This window comes from Bradyrhizobium sp. USDA 4503, from assembly GCF_054055815.1.
Window position 1 is genome coordinate 5,243,918 of sequence record NZ_JBSRXS010000001.1, and the last position, 21,518, is coordinate 5,265,435.

The 21,518-nt window shown below is 65.1% G+C and carries 18 protein-coding genes; 13 read left to right on the top strand and 5 right to left on the bottom strand.

Annotated features, from left to right (window positions below; genetic code table 11):
- Nucleotides 1-8: 8 nt before the first annotated feature.
- Together ACVMIH_RS25205 and ACVMIH_RS25210 are read left to right on the top strand one after the other, a co-directional pair.
- On the top strand, nt 9-542 hold the full coding sequence (locus ACVMIH_RS25205) for a phage tail protein (RefSeq protein ID WP_076834877.1): 534 nt from the start codon (nt 9-11) through the stop codon (nt 540-542).
- Between the two features lie 7 nt (nt 543-549).
- Nucleotides 550-1,098 (top strand): GNAT family N-acetyltransferase, encoded by a 549-nt coding sequence (locus ACVMIH_RS25210; protein WP_244559027.1) that lies wholly within the window; start codon nt 550-552, stop codon nt 1,096-1,098.
- Here ACVMIH_RS25210 and ACVMIH_RS25215 read toward each other — a convergent pair.
- Nucleotides 1,080-1,385: a DUF6916 family protein gene (locus ACVMIH_RS25215; RefSeq protein WP_229190868.1), complete on the bottom strand. Its 306-nt coding sequence runs from the start codon at nt 1,383-1,385 to the stop codon at nt 1,080-1,082. The genes ACVMIH_RS25210 and ACVMIH_RS25215 overlap by 19 nt on opposite strands.
- Nucleotides 1,386-1,827: 442 nt before the next feature.
- On the opposite strand from ACVMIH_RS25215, the gene ACVMIH_RS25220 reads away from it, so the two are divergent.
- From ACVMIH_RS25220 to ACVMIH_RS25265, 10 genes are all read left to right on the top strand, one after another.
- Nucleotides 1,828-2,892, top strand: coding sequence for a DDE-type integrase/transposase/recombinase (locus tag ACVMIH_RS25220; protein ID WP_456863767.1), 1,065 nt, complete (start codon nt 1,828-1,830; stop codon nt 2,890-2,892).
- A gap of 14 nt (nt 2,893-2,906) precedes the next feature.
- Nucleotides 2,907-4,061, top strand: coding sequence for an iron-containing alcohol dehydrogenase (locus ACVMIH_RS25225; protein WP_076834875.1), 1,155 nt, complete (start codon nt 2,907-2,909; stop codon nt 4,059-4,061).
- A gap of 87 nt (nt 4,062-4,148) precedes the next feature.
- Nucleotides 4,149-5,699 carry an AMP-binding protein gene (locus ACVMIH_RS25230; protein WP_456854523.1) on the top strand — a complete coding sequence of 517 codons (1,551 nt, stop codon included), beginning with the start codon at nt 4,149-4,151 and terminating at the stop codon, nt 5,697-5,699.
- Between the two features lie 120 nt (nt 5,700-5,819).
- Complete coding sequence (locus tag ACVMIH_RS25235) at nt 5,820-6,518, top strand: DUF2270 domain-containing protein (protein ID WP_456854522.1); 699 nt, start codon at nt 5,820-5,822, stop codon at nt 6,516-6,518.
- Between the two features lie 78 nt (nt 6,519-6,596).
- Nucleotides 6,597-7,484, top strand: coding sequence for a TauD/TfdA dioxygenase family protein (locus ACVMIH_RS25240; protein WP_456782880.1), 888 nt, complete (start codon nt 6,597-6,599; stop codon nt 7,482-7,484).
- Nucleotides 7,485-7,899: 415 nt separating this feature from the next.
- A complete protein-coding gene (locus tag ACVMIH_RS25245; protein WP_057021209.1) occupies nt 7,900-9,495 on the top strand; it encodes an ABC transporter substrate-binding protein in 1,596 nt (531 codons plus the stop codon).
- 91 nt (nt 9,496-9,586) lie between these two features.
- On the top strand, nt 9,587-10,534 hold the full coding sequence (locus tag ACVMIH_RS25250; RefSeq protein ID WP_057021208.1) for an ABC transporter permease: 948 nt from the start codon (nt 9,587-9,589) through the stop codon (nt 10,532-10,534).
- A 217-nt stretch (nt 10,535-10,751) separates the two neighbouring features.
- A complete protein-coding gene (locus tag ACVMIH_RS25255; protein ID WP_016848340.1) occupies nt 10,752-11,645 on the top strand; it encodes an ABC transporter permease in 894 nt (297 codons plus the stop codon).
- A complete protein-coding gene (locus ACVMIH_RS25260; protein WP_076834870.1) occupies nt 11,645-12,658 on the top strand; it encodes an ABC transporter ATP-binding protein in 1,014 nt (337 codons plus the stop codon). The genes ACVMIH_RS25255 and ACVMIH_RS25260 overlap by 1 nt, the downstream gene beginning before the upstream one ends.
- Nucleotides 12,655-13,650 carry an ABC transporter ATP-binding protein gene (locus ACVMIH_RS25265; RefSeq protein WP_253588609.1) on the top strand — a complete coding sequence of 332 codons (996 nt, stop codon included), beginning with the start codon at nt 12,655-12,657 and terminating at the stop codon, nt 13,648-13,650. Before ACVMIH_RS25260 ends, ACVMIH_RS25265 begins: the two co-directional genes overlap by 4 nt.
- A 129-nt stretch (nt 13,651-13,779) precedes the next feature.
- On the opposite strand, the gene ACVMIH_RS25270 is transcribed toward ACVMIH_RS25265, so the two are convergent.
- From ACVMIH_RS25270 to ACVMIH_RS25285, 4 genes are all read right to left on the bottom strand, one after another.
- Nucleotides 13,780-15,759 (bottom strand): acetyl/propionyl/methylcrotonyl-CoA carboxylase subunit alpha, encoded by a 1,980-nt coding sequence (locus ACVMIH_RS25270; protein WP_253588608.1) that lies wholly within the window; start codon nt 15,757-15,759, stop codon nt 13,780-13,782.
- The gene (locus ACVMIH_RS25275) at nt 15,756-17,384 is read right to left on the bottom strand and encodes an acyl-CoA carboxylase subunit beta (protein ID WP_229191119.1); all 1,629 of its coding nucleotides are present in this window, start codon (nt 17,382-17,384) and stop codon (nt 15,756-15,758) included. Before ACVMIH_RS25275 ends, ACVMIH_RS25270 begins: the two co-directional genes overlap by 4 nt.
- On the bottom strand, nt 17,384-18,982 hold the full coding sequence (locus ACVMIH_RS25280) for an AMP-binding protein (protein WP_253588607.1): 1,599 nt from the start codon (nt 18,980-18,982) through the stop codon (nt 17,384-17,386). The genes ACVMIH_RS25275 and ACVMIH_RS25280 overlap by 1 nt, the downstream gene beginning before the upstream one ends.
- A gap of 111 nt (nt 18,983-19,093) precedes the next feature.
- Nucleotides 19,094-19,960 (bottom strand): BKACE family enzyme, encoded by an 867-nt coding sequence (locus ACVMIH_RS25285; RefSeq protein WP_057021261.1) that lies wholly within the window; start codon nt 19,958-19,960, stop codon nt 19,094-19,096.
- Nucleotides 19,961-20,174: 214 nt separating this feature from the next.
- Between ACVMIH_RS25285 and ACVMIH_RS25290 the strand changes: the two genes are divergently transcribed.
- Nucleotides 20,175-21,398: an ABC transporter substrate-binding protein gene (locus ACVMIH_RS25290; protein ID WP_456863770.1), complete on the top strand. Its 1,224-nt coding sequence runs from the start codon at nt 20,175-20,177 to the stop codon at nt 21,396-21,398.
- Nucleotides 21,399-21,518 lie beyond the last annotated feature (120 nt).

A 21,518-nucleotide genomic window follows, 5' to 3' on the forward strand; every position in this document is an offset into this window, starting at 1 on the left:
GCGACACCATGGCCGACCCCTTCGTCGCCGAAATCCGCATCTTTCCGTTCAACTTCGCTCCCAAGGGCTGGGCCTTCTGCAGCGGCCAGATCCTGCCGATCTCGCAGAACACGGCGCTGTTTTCGCTGCTCGGCGTCACCTATGGCGGCAACGGCACCTCGAATTTCGCGCTTCCCAACATGCAGGGCAACGCGCCGCTGGCGCCCGGACAGGGCCCGGGGCTGTCGCTGTATGACCTCGGCGAGACCACCGGCTCCCCCAATGTGACGCTGCTGCAAAACCAGATACCGCAGCACAACCACCCTGTGAACGTCGGTACGCAGGACACGGCCGACGTTCAAGTCCCGAGCCCGACCCGCATCCTCGGCAAATCGGCCAACGCGTTCGCCTACGTGCCCGGGAGCCCGGCGCCAACACTGACGCAGATGAACGCCACCATGATCGGCATGACGGGCGGCAACCTTCCGCACAACAACATGCAACCTTACCTCACGCTGAACTTCTGCATCGCACTGCAGGGCGTCTTCCCGGCGCGAGGCTGAGCTCGTTTTGGCTCTCGACGCGCCAGGCACCATCACGTCCGCCTTCGGCTGGGCGCGCGCGGCCGAAGTCGGTTGCGGCTTTCGCCGCCTGTCGGAGGCGGACCTGCCGTTCCTCGGCCGCCTCTATGCCTCGACGCGCGCCGAGGAACTTGCGCCGGTGCCGTGGAGCGAGGCCGACAAGGCCGCCTTTCTCGAGCAGCAATTCCGCGCCCAGCACGCGCACTACCAGCAGCACTATCCGAACGCCGATTGGCTGGTGATCGCGCGCCAGGGTGAAGACGTCGGCCGGTTCTATCTCGAACGCTGGCCGAGCCAGCACCGCATCATCGACATCGCCTTCCTGCCCGAGCATCGCGGCAGGGGCTACGGCGAAGCGTTGCTGCGCGACGCGATCGACGAGGCGAAGGCCGCCGGCAAGGACGTCTCGATCCACGTCGAGAAGCTCAACCCGGCGATGCGGCTCTACCGGCGGCTCGGCTTCATCACCGAGGAAGACAAGGGCGTTTACGACCTGATGCGCTGGCGGGCGGCAGAGCGTCAGGTGAAGATCGCTTGATAACCATTGCCGTCCGCGACCGGACCGATCGGCACCAGGAACATCTCGATCACGCCCAATGCCGGATGTCGCACCGGATAGATCGCCTGCGGCAGCCACGCGCCCTTCGGCGCCGTGAACAGCAGCGAGAATGCGCCACCCGGCCGGCCGCTGTTGCCCGCGGGCTCGACCTTGGCGAGCTTCAGCGGCACGACGCGGTCCCTCTCCGCCTGCATCGCGAACTCCGCATCCTGATGCGGCGTGAAGTCTTCAATATGCAGTTTCGCGAGATCGACGGTGGATGTCATGCGCACGTCCCTGTTGCTTTCGAGGTGTAACACACGCCGCGATGTTGCCGTCAAGATTTCTGCCGGTCATCCGATTTCGACCTGAAGCTTTCACCGTCATTCCGGGGCGTCCTCTGCTTCCACGGGGAGGCAAGTAAACGCAAGACTCGGATGCAGCGCGCCGCGAGGATGCGGATGTATGACTCACGCGAGTGCCACATATTCGATGTCGTCCCGGGCAAGCCAACGGGTCGGCGCGAAGCGCCGCCCGATGACAGGCTCCGCGCGACCCGGGACCCATAACCACCGATGCCAATTGTTTAGCCAGCGCTCGGGCCACAGCTCACTTCAACAACGCAACCCTGTGGTTATGGGTCCCTGCTTTCGTGTTTGGTCCCTGCAGATTGGTTGGATGGAATCGGTGTAGAACGAGGCGTGGCCTTTGTTAGGAGCGCCTCGTGTCATGGAACTGAGCTTGCACGCGAACGCCACGACGACGCCGAAGACACGTGCCTACATCCAGCGCAGCCGGAAGTCGGTCGCTCAGTTGGCGGCCGAACTGGGGGTCAGCGAGACCACGATTTATCGCTGGCGCAGCCGCACGACGGTCGAAGACCGCTCGCACCGGCCGAAGAACCTCACGACCAGCCTCTCCGCGGTTGAAGAAAGGGCCGTTTGTGAACTACGGACATCGCTCCAATTGCCGCTGGACGACATCGTTGAGGTGATGCGGCGATGCATCAACGCCAAGCTGTCCCGTAGTGCTATTCACCGCTGCCTGCAGCGCAATGGCATCAGCCGGCTTGCCAAGCCTGACAAGCCCAAAGCCGGCGTCTTCGAGAATGCCAGTATCGGCTTCATCCATATCGACGTGAAGTATCTGCCGGCACTGCAGCGCCGCACCAGCTATGCCTTTGTCGCCATCGACCGAGCCACCCGCTACGTCTTTGTCGAGGTCCATTCCAGGCGGGACGGAGCGACCGCGACCGGTTTCCTTAAGCGCTTCCTGGCTGATTTTCCGCACCAGGTTCACACTATCCTCACCGACAACGGTGCCGAGTTCACCGACCGCTTCGCCGTCGACAAGAAGAACAAGCCGCCCGGGAAGCCTTCCGGCGACCACCCCTTTGATCAACTCTGCCGACAGTGCGCCATCCAGCATCGCCTGACCAAGCCCTACCATCCGCAGACCAACGGCCTCGTCGAACGCTTCAACCGGCGCATCGCCGAAGCCATTGGCCGCGAACAAACGGGGCAGCGCGCGCCGTACCTTTGTCAACCACGCCGACCGCGACACCTTCATCGCCAAGTTCGTCCACGACTACAATCGGACCCGCCTCAAATGCCTCGGCTACCTGGCGCCAATCCAGGCCCTCGCCAATCACACGGGACCGAACACTTTCGCAGGGACGACAGCGGAATGGGCGGCGCGACCGTATCAAACCACCGGCCCAGAGCCCTGATGACGGCCCCGATTTCCTCCGCTAACCTCGCCGCAAAGGTCCGCCAGCAAGGCGGACCGTGTTGAGGGAGGACAGGCGCTTGCATCAAGGCCGTGTCGTATTCGGTGCCATGGACGAGGTCGTGTTCGGGCGGCCCGCGCGTGAGGCCATCGTCGAGCAGCTGGACCGGATTGGCGCCGAGCGCGCCTTTCTGATGGTGTCGGGCACGCTGAACCGCGAGACCGACGAGATCGAGAAGGTTCGCGCGGCGCTTGGGCGCCGCTGCGTCGGCACCTTCGACAAGATGCCGGCGCATACGCCGCGCGCCGCGGTGATCGCGGCGGCGGAGCAGGCGCGCGGCGCGAAAGCGGATTTGATCGTCACGATCGGCGGCGGCTCGATCACCGACGGCGCCAAGGCGGTGCAGCTTTGCCTCGCCAACAACGTCACGACGTCCGACGGCATCGAGACGATCCGCACCCATGGCGGCGTCTCGCCCGCGATGAACCCACCGACCGTGCGCCAGATCAGCGTGCCGACCACCATCGCCGGCGGCGAGTTCTCGTCGATCGCCGGCGTCACCAACGAGGCCAAGCGGCAGAAGGAGATGCTGCGCCATCCGCTGGTGATGCCGCGCGCCACCATCCTCGATCCGGAACTGTCGGTGCACACGCCGGAATGGCTGTTCCTGTCGACCGGCATCCGCGCCGTCGACCATTGCGTCGAGGGCATCTGCTCGCGCGAGGCGCATCCTTACGGCGACGCGCAGGCGCTGAAGGGACTGGAGATGCTGGCAGCCGGCCTGCCGCGGGTGAAAGCCGACCCGAAGGATATTTCGGCGCGAATGGATTGCCAGATCGGCACCTGGCTCTCCACCGGCCCGCTCGCCTCGGGTGTGCCGATGGGCGCGAGCCACGGCATCGGCTACGTGCTCGGCGCCGAATTCGACGTGCCGCACGGCTATACCTCGTGCGTGATGCTGCCCGCGGTGATGCGCTGGAACAAGCGCGACAATGCCGACCGGCACGCGCTGGTCGCGGCCGCAATGGGACATGCGGGCGCGGACGCCGGCGACGTGCTCGACCTCTTCATCCGCGACCTCGGCATGCCGCGCAGCCTGCAGGAGGTCCACGTCGGCCCCGAGCATTTCGACCGCATCGCAAAGCAAGCGATGCGAACGCCCTGGGTGCCGCGCAATCCGCGCAAGATCGACGATCCATCCCAGGTTCGCGAGATTCTGGAGATGGCTGCATAGAGCGCTTTCGAGCGAAGTGGGTACCGGTTCGCGTGAAGAAAACGCGTCAAACAAGAACAAGCACGATCAAGGGGGATCTGGAGTTCGATGTATACCGGCAAGCATGCTTACCTGCGCCCGCTGCAACCCGCCTTCATCATGGCCGGGACCGGCGAGACCGTCACCTATCGTGAGCTCGAGGCGCGCTCCAACCGGCTCGCGCATCTGTTCCGCAAGCAGGGGCTGCGTCGGCTCGATCATTATTCGATCTTCATGGAGAACAACAACCGCTACCTCGAGGCCTGCGGCGCCGGCGAGCGCGCCGGGCTCTACTTCACCTGCGTCAACTCCTACCTCACCGCGGGCGAACTCGCCTACATCCTGACCAACAGCCAGTCGCGGATCCTGATCACCTCGAAGCTGAAGCTCGACATCGCGCGCGAGGCGCTGAAGGAGTGCCTGCGGGTCGAGCTCTGCATCGTGGTCGACGGCGAAAGCGAGAGCGATCGCATTGTCGGACTGCGAGAGACCACCGCAGGCCTGCCATCAACGCCGATCGCGGACGAATTTGCCGGCACCGCGATGCTGTATTCCTCCGGCACGACCGGCCGGCCCAAGGGCATCGTGCGGCCGCTGCCGGAGCAGCCGCCATCGCAGAACCTGCCGCTGTTCGATTTCCTGACCAAGCTCTGGCACTACCGCGAGGGCATGGTCTACCTCTCGCCGGCGCCGCTCTACCACTCGGCGCCGCAGGCCGCGGTCAATCTCACCATCCGGATGGGCGGCACGGTCGTCATCATGGAGAGCTTCGACCCGGAGCGCTATCTGCAGCTGGTCGAGCAATGGGGCATCACCCACAGCCAGCTGGTGCCGACCATGTTCTCGCGCCTGCTGAAACTGCCCGAGGAGGTTCGCGCCCGCTACGATCTGTCGACCCTCGAGATCGCGATCCATGCCGCCGCGCCCTGCCCGGCGCTGGTCAAGGACGACATGATCAAATGGTGGGGCCCCATCATCCACGAATATTACGGCGCGACCGAGGGGCTCGGCTTCACCGCCTGCAACAGCGAGGAGTGGCTCGCGCATCGCGGCACCGTCGGCAGGGTCCTGCTCGGCGATCTGTATATCCTCGACGAGAACATGCAGCCTTGCCCCAAGGGAACGCCGGGCACCGTGTGGTTCAAGACCGCCACGCCATTCGAATATTTCAACGACCCCGCCAAGACCGGCGAGGCGCGCTCGGCCGACGGCAGCATGAGCACGGTCGGCGACGTCGGCTATGTCGACGACGACAACTTCCTCTATCTCACCGACCGCGCCACCTTCATGATCATCTCCGGCGGCGTGAACATCTATCCGCAGGAATGCGAGAACCTCCTGATCACCCATCCCAAGGTCGCCGACGCCGCGGTGTTCGGCGTGCCCAATGTCGATCTCGGCGAGGAAGTGAAGGCGGTGGTGCAGCCGGTCGACGGCATCGCGCCGGGGCCGGAGCTTGCCGAGGAACTGATCGCGTTCTGCGCCGGCTCGCTGTCGCGCCAGAAGGTGCCGCGCTCGGTGGATTTCGAAGCCGAGCTGCCGCGGCTGCCGACCGGCAAACTCTACAAGCGCCTGCTGCGTGACCGCTATTGGGGCAACAAGACCTCGCGGATCGTGTGAGCGGCGGTGCGGCATCCGGACTGATGCTGCCAACCAAGCCGACGGACGCAACGGACTCGCCGGTCGCGCGGATTTCGCGCTATGCTCCGGGATCGTAAGCCAGCTTCGCCGGAGGCCGCCATGCCATTGCCCCAGCCGCGCGAGCCGGAGCCGGTGCAGGCCGGAAGGCTCGAATTCACTGCCGCCGAGATCGGTGCACTCGCCCATCTCTATCGTGGCGAGGTCTATCGCAGCACGGTCTGGCGCACCCGTCTCGACAGTTCGACCAACTGGGCGGTGGTCACGACCGGGATCGCGCTGTCGGCGACCTACAGCAGTGCGGAAGCCTCGCCCTTGCCGATGGTCCTGGTCGGACTGCTGGTGACCGTATTCCTGCTATTCGAGGCGCGGCGCTATCGCTATTTCAACGTCTGGCGCGCCCGGGCGCGGTTGCTCGAAACCGATTTCTACGCACCGATGATCCGCGGCGAGGGCCCCACACCGAACGCAGCCTGGACCGACCTGCTCGCCAACGACTACCGCCGCCCCAGCTATCACATCAGCTATGTCAGAGCGATCGGCCGGCGCCTGCGACGGACTTATGGCTGGATCTTCGCGATCCAGGCCATCGCCTATTACGGCAAGCTGGCGATCCACCCGCTACCGCTGACCACGATGAGCGCGATCTTGGACCGCGCTTCGATCGGTCCGATTCCCGGAGCCATCGTGATTCTGGCCGGTGTCGCCTTCCATTCCAGCTGGGCGCTGTTCGCCTTCGTCACACATCGCATCGAGGTCGCGGACCGGCGCACGCGGCACAATCTGATCGCAATGGGCTGAGGCGCCGCGGGCCGCGTTGCCGATCGCGGGCTTTTCCCCTAACCTCGCCGCAACAACAAAGAAAAGGGAGGACTTGCGATGGAAGTGATCCCACTGCGTCCGGGATTCGGTGCCGAGCTGCGCGGCGTCACGCTGTCAGACGTTGCCGCCAGCGATGCCGCCTATGCGGCGGTGCGCGCGGCGTTCGAGGAACATTCGGTGCTGGTGTTCCGCGGCCAGGAGGTCAGCAACGACACCCAGCTCGCCTTCTCGCGCCGGTTCGGTCCGCCCGAGGTGACCAAGGTCGGTTCGATGGGCACCGGTTCGCATTTCGTGATCCTCTCGACCTTCGGGCCCGACGGCAAGGTGGTTCCATCCGATCACCGGCAGCAGCTGCGCGCCAGGGCCAACCAGCTCTGGCACACCGACTCTTCCTTCAAGCAGGTGCCGGCGCTGACCTCGATCCTGTCGGCGCGCATCATTCCTGAACATGGCGGCGAGACCGAATTCGTCTCGATGCGGCTTGCCTTCGAGCGGCTCGACAAGGACGCGGCAAGTCGGCTGGAGAACGCGTTCGCCTGGCACTCCTACGCGCATTCGCGCAGCAAGGTGGCCACCGGCCTCGCAACGACTGAAGAAGTCGACGCGCTGCCGCCGGTATGCTGGCGGATGGTCTGGCGCAATCCCGTCAACGGCCGCGGCGCGCTGTATCTTGCCTCCCATGCCTATGGCGTCGAGGGCATGGATACCGAGGCCGGCAGGGCGCTGATCGAGCAATTGACCGAAGCCGCGACCGCGCCCGGCGTCAGCTATCTGCATCAATGGAAGCAGGGCGACGTCGTGATGTGGGACAACCGCGCCACCATGCATCGCGGCCGCCCCTGGCCGGCGCATGAGGGCCGCCTGATGATTCGCACCACGATCTCGGCGACCGAGGCCGATGGCGTCGCCAACATGCACCTGCCTTCGCCGCAGGCGGCGGAGTGAGGTGAATGCGAATGTTTCCCCGTCATCCTGAGGTGCGAGCGGAGCGAGCCTCGAAGGATGCACGGCCACCAGCTGGGCCGTCGATCCTTGGAGACGCGCTTCGCGCTCCTCAGGATGACGGAGAGCGTGTGCAGTGCGCGGCTTACATCGGCGACATACTGTCGCTGATTGCAGCCCGCTTCACGCCGCACACATCGGCATCGGCAACCGAATTCAAACGGAGTTTCGCCGCTGCATAGCAAAACGACCCAGGTTCCCCGCAATCACAGCCATTATTCCCGATCCGTGGAAATTTTAATGTTGTGGGGTCATCCGAATTGCCAATCCCCGCGCGATCCTCGCTGGTTGCCCGACAGCCTCACCGTGGTATCGTCGATGCCAATCGGCCATTGAGACCGAAATGTGGGAGGGGACCATGCGGAGCGTGCAAGCGCTGGCCGTCGCGGTGTTGTCTGTGCTGATCATCAGCGACGTTTCACGCGCAGCCGAGCCGAAACCGGGCGGCATCTTCAGGATCTATCACCGCGACAGCCCCGGCAGCGCCTCGATCCACGAGGGCGCGACCTATTCGCTGAACGTTCCGTTCATGCCGATCTTCAACAATCTCGTCATCTTCGACCAGCACATCGCCCAGAACAGCACCAGCACGATCCGGCCCGAGCTTGCGGAAAGCTGGGCCTGGAGCGGCGACAACAAGACGCTGACCTTCAAGCTGCGCAAGGACGTGAAATGGCACGACGGCAAGCCGTTCACCGCCGCCGACGTCAAATGCACCTTCGACATGCTGATGGGCAAGTCGCAGCAGAAGTTCCGGCAGAACCCGCGCAAGTCCTGGTACGAGCAAGTCGAAGAGGTCACGACCAACGGCGACCATGAGGCGTCGTTCAAGCTGAAGCGGCCGCAGCCGGCGCTGCTGTCGCTGCTCGCCTCGGGCTACTCGCCGGTCTATCCCTGCCATGTGTCGCCGGCCGAGATGCGCACCAAGCCGGTCGGCACCGGCCCGTTCAAGTTCGTCGAGTTCAAGGCCAACGAATCGATCAAGCTCACCAAGAACCCGGATTACTTCAAGAAGGGCCTGCCTTATCTTGACGGTATCGAGTTCACCATCATCCCGAACCGCTCGACCGCAATCCTCGGCTTCGTCTCCGGCAAGTTCGACATGACGTTCCCGACCGAGGTCTCGATCCCGCTGCTCAAGGACGTCAAGTCGCAGGCGGCCAATGCGGTCTGCATGGTGGAACCGAACAACGTCTCCACCAACATCATCATCAATTCGACCGCGCCGCCGTTCGACAATCTCGACATCCGCCGCGCGCTGGCGCTGGCGCTCGACCGCAAGGCGTTCATCCAGATCATGTTCGAAGGCCAGGGCGACATCGGCGGTACCATGGAGCCGGCGCCGGACGGGCTGTGGGCGATGCCGAAGGACATGCTGGAGCAGATCCCCGGCTACGGTCCCGACATCGAGAAGAACCGCGAGGAAGCCCGCAAGCTGATGCAGAAGGCGGGCTATGGCCCGGACAAGCACCTGCAGATCAAGGTCTCGACCCGCAACATCGCGGTCTATCGCGATCCCGCGATCATCCTGATCGACCAGATCAAGAGCATCTACATCGACGCCGAGCTCGACGTCGTCGACACCGCGCAATGGTTCCCGAAGATCGCCCGCAAGGACTATTCGCTCGGTCTCAACCTCACCGGCAATGCCGTCGACGAGCCCGACCAGTCGTTCTACGAGAACTACGCCTGCGGCTCGGAGCGGAACTACACCAACTACTGCAACAAGGAGATCGAGAAGCTGTTCGACCAGCAGTCGGAAGAGACCAACGTCGACAAGCGCAAGAAGCTGGTCTGGGAGATCGACAAGAAGCTGCAGGAAGACGTCGCGCGTCCGATCATCTTCCATGCCCGCACCGGCACTTGCTGGCAGCCTTACGTGAAGAATGTCACGATCATGTCCAACAGCTCCTATAACGGCTATCGTTACGAAGACGTCTGGCTGGACAAGTAGGCGTAGCGTTTTCGGGCGAAGTGGATACCGGTTCGCGCAAAGAAAGCGCGTCGGAAGACAAGACACAGGCGGGATCAAGGAGAGAGCCAGGGTGTTTGCCTATATCGTGCGGCGGCTGTTCCTGATGCTGGTGACCCTGTTCGGGATCTCGGTCATCATCTTCGTGCTGCTGCGCGTCGTTCCCGGCAACATCGTCGACATCCTGTTCGACGCCGCGGGCTTCGTCGACCCCGCCGACAAGGCCAATCTCGAGCGCGAGCTCGGGTTGAGCCAGCCGATCGTGATCCAGTATCTGCACTGGATCGGCGGCCTGCTGCACGGCGATCTCGGCTATTCCTACGTTTCGGAAAAGCCGGCGCTGGAGGAAATCCTGCCGCGGATTCCGATCACGGCGCGGCTCGCCGGGTTGGCGCTATTGTTCTCCGCCTCGATCGGTATTCCGCTCGGTGTCATCAGCGCCGTCCACCAGGGCTCACGGCTCGATTATGCGCTGCGCGTCGTCAGCCTCAGCGGCCTGTCGCTGCCGTCTTTCTGGCTCGGCCTCTTGGTCTTGATGGCCTCGGTCTCGCTGTTCGGCACCATGCCGATCTTCAATCCGAACCCGAAAACCTGGCTCGAGGCGCTGACCATCTATGCGGTGCCGGCGATGGCGGTGGGCTTCCGCAGCGCGGCACTCACCATGCGCATCACCCGCTCCTCGATGCTGGAGATCCTGCGCCAGGACTATATCCGCACCGCGCGTGCCAAGGGCGCCTCCGAGGCCTCCGTGAACTATCACCACGCGCTGAAGAACGCGGTGCTGCCGGTCATCACCGTGATCGGCATCGAGGCCGCGTTCCTGATCGGCGGCCTGATTGTCACCGAGACCGTGTTCAACATCCCTGGCATCGCCCGCTTCCTGGTCGAGGCGCTGCGCTGGCGCGACTACCCGATCGTGCAGAACCTCGTGATGTTCATCGCCGTCGTCGTGGTGGTGGTGAACTTCATCGTCGACATGCTTTATGCGGCAATCGACCCACGTATCCGGTTTGGAGAGTGACATGACAGGATTGGTCGAAGGCCGAGTCCAACTCTTACCTCGCCCCGCTTGCGGGGAGAGGTCGGATCGCATCGCAGATGCGATCCGGGTGAGGGGGGCTCACCGCGAATCCAACGCCCACCGCGCTTGCGGAGAGCCCCCCTCACCCCAACCCTCTCCCCGCAAGCGGGGAGAGGGAGAAGACCGTTCTGCAATCATCAGGCGAAGAAGCTGACACGTGGCGACGATCAATTTCGACAGCGAATTGCGACGTGCCGGGGCCAACGCCACCGGTGGCTGGGGACGGTTTGCGTTCCTCGCGCAGCGCCATGTGCTCGGCACGGTCGGCCTCGTCATCATGCTGCTGTTCGTGCTGACCGCGATCTTCGCGAACGTCATCAGCCGCTACGATCCGCTCAGCGTCGATTCCGCGCACCGGCTGGCTGCGCCGTCCGCGCTGCACTGGTTCGGCACCGACTCCTTCGGCCGCGACGTCTGGAGCCGCATCATCCATGGCGCCCGGATCTCGCTTGCGGTCGGCATCGGCTCGACGACGCTCGGCGCCACGCTCGGCGTGATCGTCGGCCTTGCCTCCGGCTATCTCTCCGGCTGGGTTGACCTCGTGTTCCAGCGGGTGACCGACATCCTGCAATCGCTGCCGCTCTTGGTGCTCGCACTCGTCATGACCGCGGCGCTCGGTCCCTCGCTGCCGAACGTGATCCTGGCGATCGCAATTCCCCTGATCCCGACGGTCGCGCGCGTGATCCGCGCCAACACGCTGGCGCTGCGCGAGCAGCCGTTCGTCGAGGCCGCCAAATCGATCGGCATGAGCGAGATGCGGATCGCGCTGCGCCACGTGCTGCCCAACACCATCGCGCCGCTGATCGTGCTCGCCACCGCGCAACTCGGCTCAACCATCCTGACCGAAGCGTCGCTGTCGTTCCTTGGCCTCGGCATCCCCGAGCCTTATCCGTCCTGGGGTCGCATGCTGTCCGAATCCGCCGCCGAATATGTCCGCACCGCGCCGTGGCTGGTGATCTTCCCCGGCATTGCGATCAGCCTTGCGGTGTTCGGCACCAATCTGTTCGGCGACGCGTTGCGCGACATTCTCGATCCGAGGCAGCGCGGCTGATGAGCGAGGCCAAGACGCTCGATACGATTCTCGACGTGAAGAACCTGCAAACGGTGTTCTTCACCAACTCCGGCCTGTTCCGCGCGGTCGACGACGTCTCGTTCTCGGTCCGCCGCGGCGAGACGCTGGCGATCGTCGGCGAGTCCGGCTGCGGCAAGAGCGTCAGCGCGCTGTCGATCATGCGGCTGGTGCCCGATCCGCCCGGCCGCATCGTCGGCGGCTCGGTGACGCTCGAGGGCACCGATCTGCTGAAGCTCGACGATGCCGCGATGCGCGACATCAGGGGCAACCGCATCTCGATGATCTTCCAGGAGCCGATGACCTCGCTCAATCCGGTGATGCGGATCGGCGACCAGATCATTGAGGCGGTGCGGCTGCACCAGAAGGTCAGCAGCAAGGAGGCCTGGAAGCAGGCGGTCGACATGCTGCGGCTGGTGCGGATTCCGGAGCCGGAGCGCCGCGCGCAGGAATATCCGCATCAGCTGTCCGGCGGCATGCGCCAGCGCGCGATGATTGCGATGGCGCTGGCGTGCCGGCCGGCGCTCCTGATCGCGGACGAACCGACCACGGCGCTCGACGTCACCATCCAGGCGCAGATCCTGGCGCTGATCGTCGATCTGCAAAAGCGGCTCGGCACCGGGCTGATCCTGATCACCCACGACCTCGGCGTCGTCGCGCAAACCGCGCAGCGCGTGATCGTGATGTATGCCGGCAAGAAGGTCGAGGAGGCGACGGTCGAAGCTTTGTTCGAGACGCCGCTGCACCCCTACACCCGCGGACTGATGGCCTCGATGCCGGCGGTGATCGCGCTCGGCGCGAAGACCGATGCGCGGCTGACCGAAATCCCCGGCATGGTGCCGTCGCTGACCAAGCTGCCGCCCGGCTGCGCCTTCGCGCCGCGCTGCAAGCTGGCGGTCGACCGCTGCCGTCAGGAATATCCGCCGCTCGACGAGATCAAGAGCAATCACTGGGCCGCGTGCTGGCGCGCCGGCGAGATGGCGGAGGCGTCATGACCGAACAGCGCCCGCTCCTCGAGGTGACCGACCTCGTCAAGCACTACGCGGTGCGCGGCGGTGTGCTGCGCCGGCAGGTCGGCACCGTGCATGCGGTCGACGGCGTCAGCTTCGCGCTCGGCGCCGGCGAAACGCTCGGCCTGGTCGGCGAATCCGGCTGCGGCAAGTCGACGGTGGCGCGCACCGTGCTGCGGCTGGTCGAGCCGACCAGCGGCGCCATCAAGCTGGATGGCGAGGACATCGCGCCGCTCAGCAAGACGGCGCTGCGGCCGTACCGGCGCTCGATGCAGATCGTGTTCCAGGATCCGTTCGCCTCGCTCAACCCGCGCATGACGGCCGGCGACATCGTCGGCGAGCCCCTCATTGTGCATGGCCTCGCGACCGGCGCGAAGAAGCAGGAGCGCGTCGCGGAACTGTTCCAGCAGGTCGGCCTGCGGCCCGACCAGATGAAGAATTTTCCGCACCAGTTCTCCGGCGGCCAGCGCCAGCGCATCTGCATCGCGCGTGCGCTGTCGCTCGGGCCGCGGCTGATCGTCTGCGACGAGCCGGTCTCCGCGCTCGACGTCTCGATCCAGGCGCAGGTGATCAATCTGTTGATCGACCTGCAGCGCAAGCAGAACTTCTCATATCTGTTCATCGCGCACGATCTGGCGGTCGTCGCCCATATCAGCCACCGCGTCGCGGTGATGTATCTCGGTCGCATTGTCGAGATCGCCGACAAGCACGAGCTGTTCGCCAATCCGCGCCATCCCTACACCCAGGCGCTGCTCGCCTCGGTGCCGATTGCCGATCCCAAGGCCAAGCGAACCGCACCGCTGATCGACGGCGACGTGCCGAGCCCGATCAACCCGCCCTCAGGCTGCGCCTTCCACACCCGCTGCCGTTACGCGATGGATCGCTGCAAAAGCGAACGCCCGGCGCTGCAGGCGGCCGGCCCGGCGCATCAGATCGCCTGCTGGCTGAATGACGGGACCGGGCAAGCGGCCTCATAAATGTCGTCCCGGCGAAGGCCGGGACCCATTACCCCGAATGCCCGTTGATTTGCCAAACTGGGGCCACAGCTTGCTCCAACAACATACAGCGGTGGTTATGGGTCCCGGCCTGCGCCGGGACGACGGCGGTTATGTGGCGGCCTCGATCTCCACCACGATCTTCCCCGTCGTCACCTGCTCGCCCTCGGCGACATCGATCGACGATACCGTGCCCGCGACGCCGGCGGTGTGGACGTGCTCCATCTTCATCGCTTCCAGCGTCATCACCGGCTGGCCGGCCGCGACCTTGTCGCCCGGCTTCACCAGCACCGCGACGACCCGGCCGTTCATGGCGGCGCGGACCTTGCCGTCACCGCCGGCCGCCGTCGCGCTCTCCGGCGGCGCGAGGGCGAGATCGCGCACCGACAGCGTGACGCCGCGATGCAGGATATAGAGCCGGTCGCCATCGCGCAGGAATTGGGCATGCTCCATCACCCCATCGTGGTGGAAGCGGATGCTGTCCCGGCTGAGCTCGTCGATCACGAAGCTGAAGCGATCGCCGTTGCGGGTCGCGATGTAGCTGCCGTCGCGCTCGCGGACAATCTCGATCTCCTGCACGCCGCGGCCGAGATCGATCCGCAGGCCGAGCGGGAATGTCGCTGCGAGCGACCGCCCGCGCTGCCATGGCGGTGCGTGCGGATTGGTGACGTAGAGCAGCAGCGCCGCAAGCGCGAGATCGCTGCCGCGATCGGGCCGCGGCGCCAGCAGCGCATCGCGGTTGTCGCCGATGAAGGCCGTGGTCGCCTCGCCCCTGGCAAAGACAGGGTAGCGCAGGCAGTCGATCAGGAAGCCCTGGTTGGTCGTGACGCCGAAGGCCGTGACCTGCTCCAGGGCACAGATCAGCTTGCCGCGCGCCTCCTCGCGGGTCGTGCCATGGCTGATAACCTTGGCGATCATCGAATCATAGAACGGCGGAATCTCCGAGCCGGACTGCAGCGCGTGCTCGACGCGGATACCGTCGGGCATCTGCCACCGCGCCATCGTGCCGGATTGCGGCATGAAATCGTGCGCAGCATCCTCCGAGCAGAGCCGCACCTCGATGGCATGGCCGGAGAACTTGACGTCCTCCTGGGTCAAGCCGAGCGGCGCGCCACTGGCGACGCGCAGCTGCAATTCGACCAGATCGAGCCCGGTGATCGCCTCAGTGACGGGATGCTCGACCTGCAGCCGCGTGTTCATCTCCATGAAGTAGAAATTGCCGGCGCGATCGAGCAAAAATTCCAGCGTGCCGGCGCCCTCGTAGCCGATCGCCTTGACCGCCTGCACCGCGACCGCGCCCATCCGCGCGCGCAGCTCCGACGTCACCGCCGGCGACGGCGCCTCCTCGACCAGCTTCTGGTGTCGCCGCTGCACCGAGCAATCGCGCTCGCCGAGATGGATGGCGTTACCATGGCGGTCGCCGAACACCTGGATCTCGATGTGGCGGGGATTGACGATCGCGCGCTCCAGAATGACGGTCGGATCGCCGAACGCACCCTGCGCCTCCGATCGCGCGCTGCGCAGCGCGTCGGGAAATGCCGCCGCATCGGCGACAAGCCGCATGCCGCGGCCGCCGCCGCCGGCGACCGCCTTGATCATGACCGGAAAACCAATGGCCCTGGCTTCCGCCAGCATCACGGCATCGCTCTGGTCGGCGCCCTGATAGCCGGGCACGCAGGGCACGCCGGCCCGCTGCATGATCTCCTTGGCGCCGGCCTTGTTGCCCATCGCAAGGATCGCTTCCGGCGACGGACCGATGAACACCAGACCCGCATCGCGGCAGGCATGCGCAAAATCCTCGTTCTCGGCGAGGAAGCCATAACCGGGATGCACCGCGCCGGCGCCGCTCGCCTTGGCCGCGGCGATGATCGCGTCGATCTTCAGATAGGATTGCGCCGGCAGCGCCTCGCCGATCCGCACCGCCTGGTCGGCCTCGCGCACATGCAGCGCGTCACGGTCGGCGTCCGAATAGACCGCGACGACGCCATGGCCGAGCCGGCGTGCCGATCGCATGATGCGCAGCGCGATCTCGCCGCGGTTGGCGATCAGGATCTTGAAGAACGGCGTCCGCTTCACGATTGCCCCGCTCATGGCCGCGCCACCGAGAACTGCATGCGCTGCGGGCTGCGGGCCTCGGCCTCGCGGCAGATCGTAAGCACCTCGGCAAGCACCGTCCGCGTGTCGCGCGGATCGATCACTCCGTCGTCGAGCACCCGGGCGCTGGTCGAGAACACGTCCATCTGGCTGTCGAACACCCCGGTGATCTGCGCCTTCATCGCGTCCAGCTTCTCCTTCTCGATCGGCTTGCCGCGCCGCGCGGCGGCGGCCTCAGTCACGATCGCCATGGTTTCGGCGGCCTGCTCGCCGCCCATCACGGCGGTCTTGGCGTTGGGCCAGGAGAAGCAGAAGCGCGGATGGAAGCCGCGGCCGCACATGCCGTAATTGCCGGCGCCGAACGAGGCGCCGCAATACAGCGTGATCTGCGGCACCGTCGCCGAGGTCACCGCCTGGATCATCTTGGAGCCGTGCTTGATCATGCCGGCCTCTTCATAGGCCCGGCCCACCATGTAGCCGGTGGTGTTGTTCATGTAGAGGATCGGTGTGCGCGACTGGCAGCAGGCCTGGATGAAATGCGTCGCCTTGTTGGCGCCGGGCACGTCGAGCGGGCCATTATTGGTGATGATGCCGATCGCCTGCCCCTCGATGCGCGCGTGGCCGCAGACCGTCGCCGGGCCGTAATTGGCGCCGAACTCGGTGAAGTCGGAATCGTCGATGAAGCGCGCAATCGCCTGGCGCATGTCGACGGGGCGCTTGTGATCCATCGGCATGATGCCGAGCAGTTCCTCGGCGTCATAACGTGGCGGCTTGAACGCGGCCGGTTCGGCGGCCGGCCGATCCCAAGAACGATCCCAAGGCAGCTTGGCCATGAGCTCGCGCGCGATGCGGAGCGCATCGCGGTCGTCCTCGGCGAGATAATCGCCGAGACCGGAGATCTGGGTGTGCATCTCGGCGCCGCCGAGCTCCTCCTCGGTCGCGATCTCGCCGGTGGCCGCCTTGAGCAGAGGCGGCCCGGCAAGGAACGCGCGGGTGCGGCCGCGCACCATCACGATGTAGTCGGAGAGACCGGTCTGGTAGGCGCCGCCCGCGGTCGAGGAGCCGTGGGTGACGGTAACGACGGGAAGCCCTGCCGCCGACAGCCGCGCCAGGTTGCGGAAGATGTTGCCGCCACGGACGAAGTCCTCGACACGGTAGCGCAGCAGGTTGGCGCCGGCGCTCTCGACCAGCTGCACATAGGGCAGCTTGTTCTCCAGCGCGAGCTCCTGCACCCGCAGCGTCTTGTCGAGGCCGTAAGGCTGCAATGCGCCCGCGTCGATGCCGGCATCATTGGCGCTGACCATGCAGCGGATGCCGGAGACGAAGCCGATGCCCGCGACCAGTCCGCCGCCGGGCACGCTCTTGTCCGCATCCGCTACGTCGAACATGTAACCGGCGAGCGTCGACAGTTCGAGGAAGGGCGAACCGGGATCGAGCACCAGCGCGACGCGCTCGCGTGGCAATAGCTGGCCGCGCTTGTGGAAGCGGTCCTTTGCCGCGGCGGAGGCTGCGCGCGTCCGCTCCTCCAGGGCGCGCATCCGGGCGATCAGCGCCAGCATGCCGTCGCGATTGCCCTGGAAGGCGGCGCTGCCGGTGGAAATCGTGTTCTCGATGATGGCCACTAGGCGCGCTCCACAAAATGCCCACTGTATTGCTGCCGCAGCTCGACCTTGCGTAGCTTGCCGGTCGCGGTCATCGGCATCTCCTCGAGGATACGCACCAGCTTCGGCACCTGGAAGCCACCGAGATGCTTTCTGCAATGCGCCTCGATGCCGGCCTCGTCGGCCACCGCGCCGGGCTTCAGCTTGACGAAGGCGGAGACCGCCTCGCCCCATTGCGGATGCGGCAGGCCGACCACGGCGGCGTTCTGCACGGCGGGATGCGCCAGCAACGTCTCCTCAATCTTGACGGAGGCAACGTTCTCGCCGCCCGACTTGATCATATCCTTCTTGCGGTCGAGGAACAGCACCTCGCCGTTGCCGTCGATCAAAGCAAGATCGCCGGTATGGTGCCAGCCGAACTTGCGCGCCTCCTCGGTCGATTTGGGGTCCTTGTAGTAGCCCATCATCACATTGGGTCCGCGATGCACCAGCTCGCCGATCTCGCCGCGCGGCAGCAGATTGCCGTTGTCGTCCATGATCGCGGTCTCATTGACGATCAGCGATTCGCCCCAGTAATTGCCGAAACGGTCGAGCTGCACCTCCGGGCGGGACATCGTCGTCGCCGGATACATCTCGGTCTGGCCGCTGGATAGCACGAAGTTCGGACAGAGATCGGCCATGGCGCGCTCGAGCAGCGGCTTGCCCATCGGCGCCATGGTGTAGATGCAGCAGCGCAGGCCTGACAGGTCGTAGTCGCGCCGGCGCGGATGGTCGAGGATCGCCTGATACATCAACGACAGGCCGACGAACACGGTGAGCTTGTCGCGCACGATCGCCTCCATGCACGCGACCGGATCGAAGCCGCGCATCAGCGCCATGCGGCCGCCGACCGAGAGATAGCTGAGCAGCAACACGTGGCCGGCGCAGTGGAACAGCGGAAACTGTCCGGTGATCCCGTCATCGCGCGAGAGCTGCATCTCGATACAATTGCTCATCACGGCCATGACAACGGCGAGGTGACAATGCATCGCGCCCTTCGGCCGCGAGGTCGTACCTGACGTATAGATGATCATCGCGAGGTCGCGGTCGTTGATCTCGATGTCAGGCTCGATATCGGACTGTCCCTCCAACAGACCGTTGAACTCCTGCAATCCGGTCTTGCCGGCATTGCCGGTCAGATCGATCGCGATCATCTCCATGCCGCGCGCTTCCAGCGCGGCGCGGCGGTCGGCCTGGGCATGAAGGGCGTCATCGATGATGGCGAAACGCACCTCGGCATGGCCGAGGATGTAGTCCATATCAGCCGGTCCGAGCATGGTGTTGATGGGCACCCAGACCAGCCCGGCGCGGTGAATGCCAAACAGCGCTTTGACGAATTCGACAGAGTTGTTGCAGATGGTCGAAATCTTCTCGCCCGGCTTCAGCCCGCGCTGCACCAGATGATTGGCGAAGCGATTGGCGTCGCGCTCGAGTTCGGTGAAGGTGACCTGCCTGCTGCCGTCGGTCAGCGCGATGCGATCCGGAAACCGCCGCGCGGCGCGCTTCAACAGGTCGCCGATCGCGACCCGGCCGATACGACCCGGCCCGGTGACGCCGCCGGTTGCTGCGAGATTGTGCATGCGTTTCTCCTCCCGGGCTCCGTCATTCCGGGATGCGCGAAGCGCAGACCCGGAATCCAGAGGTGTGGCGCGAGATTCCGGGTTCACGCTTCGCGTGCCCCGGAATGACGGTCAGTGTCGCGTTCCAAAAATCTGCCGCGCCTCGGCCGGGCTCGCGATCTCGCGGCCGGCGCGGCGCGCGCAGGCGGCGAGACCTTCGACGAGCTGCCCGTTCGACGTCACCTTGGTGCCGTCGCCGAGATAGAACGTATCCTCGAGCCCGCTGCGCAGATGGCCGCCGAGGTCGGCGGCGCGCTGGTGCAGCGGCCAGATCTCGGCGCGGCCGATCGCGGTGACCTGCCAATGCGCCTCCGGCGCCTTCAGCTTCAGGAGGATCGGCAACAGCTCCGGATCGGCCGGCATGCCCGAGGCGACGCCCATCACGAAATTGTATTCGAGCGGACCGGAATACATCCCGGTCTGCCGGTACATGCCAACGCAGCGCACGATACCGACATCGAAGCACTCGAATTCGGGAATGGTGCCGGCCGCCTTCATCACGTCGAGATAGTCCTGCACCTTCTCGACGGCGTTGTCGAACATCATCGGCGGCCAAGCCCAGGTGTTGTCGGCCTTCACCTTGAGATAATTCAACGAGCCGGCATTGCAGGCGGCGATCTCGGGCCTGGTCTCGCGCACGCAATCGAGCGCGCCCTGGTAGTTCGGGCCAGAGGTGCCGGTGGTGTGGTTAATGATCACGCCGGGGCAGGCCTCGCGGATCGCCTGCTGGATCTCCTTGCTGACGCCGACATCCCATGACGGCAGGTGGCCCTTGTTCGGCTCCTGCTGGCGTAGGTGGATGTGCATGATGCTGGCGCCGGCGTTGAACGCGGCCTTGGCTTCGCGCGCCATCTGTTCCGGCGTCACTGGAACGTTGTGCTGCTTCGGGTCGGTAAGCACGCCGTTCAGCGCGCAGGTGATGACGGCCTTGTCGCTCATGGGTCTCTTGTCCGCTTTGCAGCGCACATGCGCTGCTGATTTCGCCATGATGAGAACTTTGCCTTCGCGCCATCTTGCGTTGACTGGCTAAGTGGATGCGGCGACGACACGATCTGCCGCCAGCCGGTTAACACAAGACGCGGCGCCCGTATCACGCCTAACCTTGCTGCCAAGCAGAAGCGGCGCAACAAGCCGGCATCACGGGGAGAACGTCATGGTCTCGATCAACCGGCGCACATGGCTCACCGGCGCGGCAGGCGCGGGACTTGCCGCGGTCGCGGGTCTTAAGCCTTCGCTGGCCGACGACACGCCAGGCGTCACCGCGACCGAGATCAGGATCGGCAGCACCACCTCCCTGAGCGGCCCGGTATCCGCGCTCGGCGTGCAGGCGCGCTGCCAGGAAGCCTATTTCAAGATGCTGAACGAGCAGGGCGGCATCGCCGGCCGGCAGATCAAGTACATCTACTACGACGATGCGTTCAACCCGGCGAAGACGGTCGAGCAGGTGCGCCGCCTGATCGAAAGCGACAATGTCGCCTTCCTGTTCAACATGCTCGGTACCGCGCCGAACTCGTCGGTCGTCAAATACATCAACGCCGCCAAGGTGCCGCACTTGTTCCTGTCGGTGAATGGCGACAAATGGGGCGACTACAAGACCTATCCCTGGACCATGGGCTTTGCGCCGAGCGCGCGGACCGAGGCGCAGGTGTTCGTCAAGTATGCACTGAGCCAGAACAAGAACGCGAAATTCGCGGTGCTCTACCAGAACGACGACCTCGGCAAGGATTTCGTCGCCGGCGCCAAGGACGTGCTCGGCGAGCGGTTCGCGACCGCGGCCGTGGTGGCCTCGCACGAGGTCACCGATCCCACGATCGATTCCCAGATCGTTGCGCTGCGCGGCGCAAACCCGGATGTGCTGATCTCCGGCACCACGGCAAAGTTCTGTGCACAGTCGATTCGCAAGATCTATGAGCTCGGCTGGAAGCCGATGCACTTCATCGCCAGCGGCGCCGCCTCGATCTCCTCGACCATCGCGCCTGTCGGCCTCGACAAGTCGCAGGGCACGATCTCATCGGCCTATGTCAAGGACGTCGCCGACCCGGCCTGGGCCAATGATCCCAGCGTGAAGAACTTCCTCGCCTTCATGGAGAAGTACTTCCCCGACGGCAATCCGAAGGAGGGCTACAACCTCTACGCCTACACGGTGGCGCAGGTGCTGAAGATCGTGCTCGAGCAATGCAAGGGCAATTTCAGCCGCGACAACATCATGGCGCAGGCCAACAACCTGAAGGACATCGAGGTCCCGACGCTGCTGCCCGGCATCCGCGTCAACACCAGCCCGACCAATCATCACCCGCTGCAGCAGCTTCAACTGCAACGGATCGAAGGTCCGGGCTGGCTGCGGTTCGGGGAGGTGATCCAGGGCGCGAATTTGTAGCGGAGAACAACCCCAATGTCGTCCCGGCGAAGGCCGGGACCCATAACCACCGCTGCTCATTATTTAACAGCGCGTCTGCCATCCCGCATCACGGATAGATCACGCGGTATGGGTCCCGGC

Coding starts and splice junctions, on each gene's coding strand:
- ACVMIH_RS25240 (WP_456782880.1), top strand. CDS start 6,597: ATGGAAGTGATCCCACTGCGTCCGGGATTCGGTGCCGAGCTGCGCGGC.
- ACVMIH_RS25235 (WP_456854522.1), top strand. CDS start 5,820: ATGCCATTGCCCCAGCCGCGCGAGCCGGAGCCGGTGCAGGCCGGAAGG.
- ACVMIH_RS25245 (WP_057021209.1), top strand. CDS start 7,900: ATGCGGAGCGTGCAAGCGCTGGCCGTCGCGGTGTTGTCTGTGCTGATC.
- ACVMIH_RS25260 (WP_076834870.1), top strand. CDS start 11,645: ATGAGCGAGGCCAAGACGCTCGATACGATTCTCGACGTGAAGAACCTG.
- ACVMIH_RS25205 (WP_076834877.1), top strand. CDS start 9: ATGGCCGACCCCTTCGTCGCCGAAATCCGCATCTTTCCGTTCAACTTC.
- ACVMIH_RS25290 (WP_456863770.1), top strand. CDS start 20,175: ATGGTCTCGATCAACCGGCGCACATGGCTCACCGGCGCGGCAGGCGCG.
- ACVMIH_RS25215 (WP_229190868.1), bottom strand. CDS start 1,385: ATGACATCCACCGTCGATCTCGCGAAACTGCATATTGAAGACTTCACG.
- ACVMIH_RS25280 (WP_253588607.1), bottom strand. CDS start 18,982: ATGCACAATCTCGCAGCAACCGGCGGCGTCACCGGGCCGGGTCGTATC.
- ACVMIH_RS25270 (WP_253588608.1), bottom strand. CDS start 15,759: ATGAGCGGGGCAATCGTGAAGCGGACGCCGTTCTTCAAGATCCTGATC.
- ACVMIH_RS25230 (WP_456854523.1), top strand. CDS start 4,149: ATGTATACCGGCAAGCATGCTTACCTGCGCCCGCTGCAACCCGCCTTC.
- ACVMIH_RS25285 (WP_057021261.1), bottom strand. CDS start 19,960: ATGAGCGACAAGGCCGTCATCACCTGCGCGCTGAACGGCGTGCTTACC.
- ACVMIH_RS25265 (WP_253588609.1), top strand. CDS start 12,655: ATGACCGAACAGCGCCCGCTCCTCGAGGTGACCGACCTCGTCAAGCAC.
- ACVMIH_RS25220 (WP_456863767.1), top strand. CDS start 1,828: ATGGAACTGAGCTTGCACGCGAACGCCACGACGACGCCGAAGACACGT.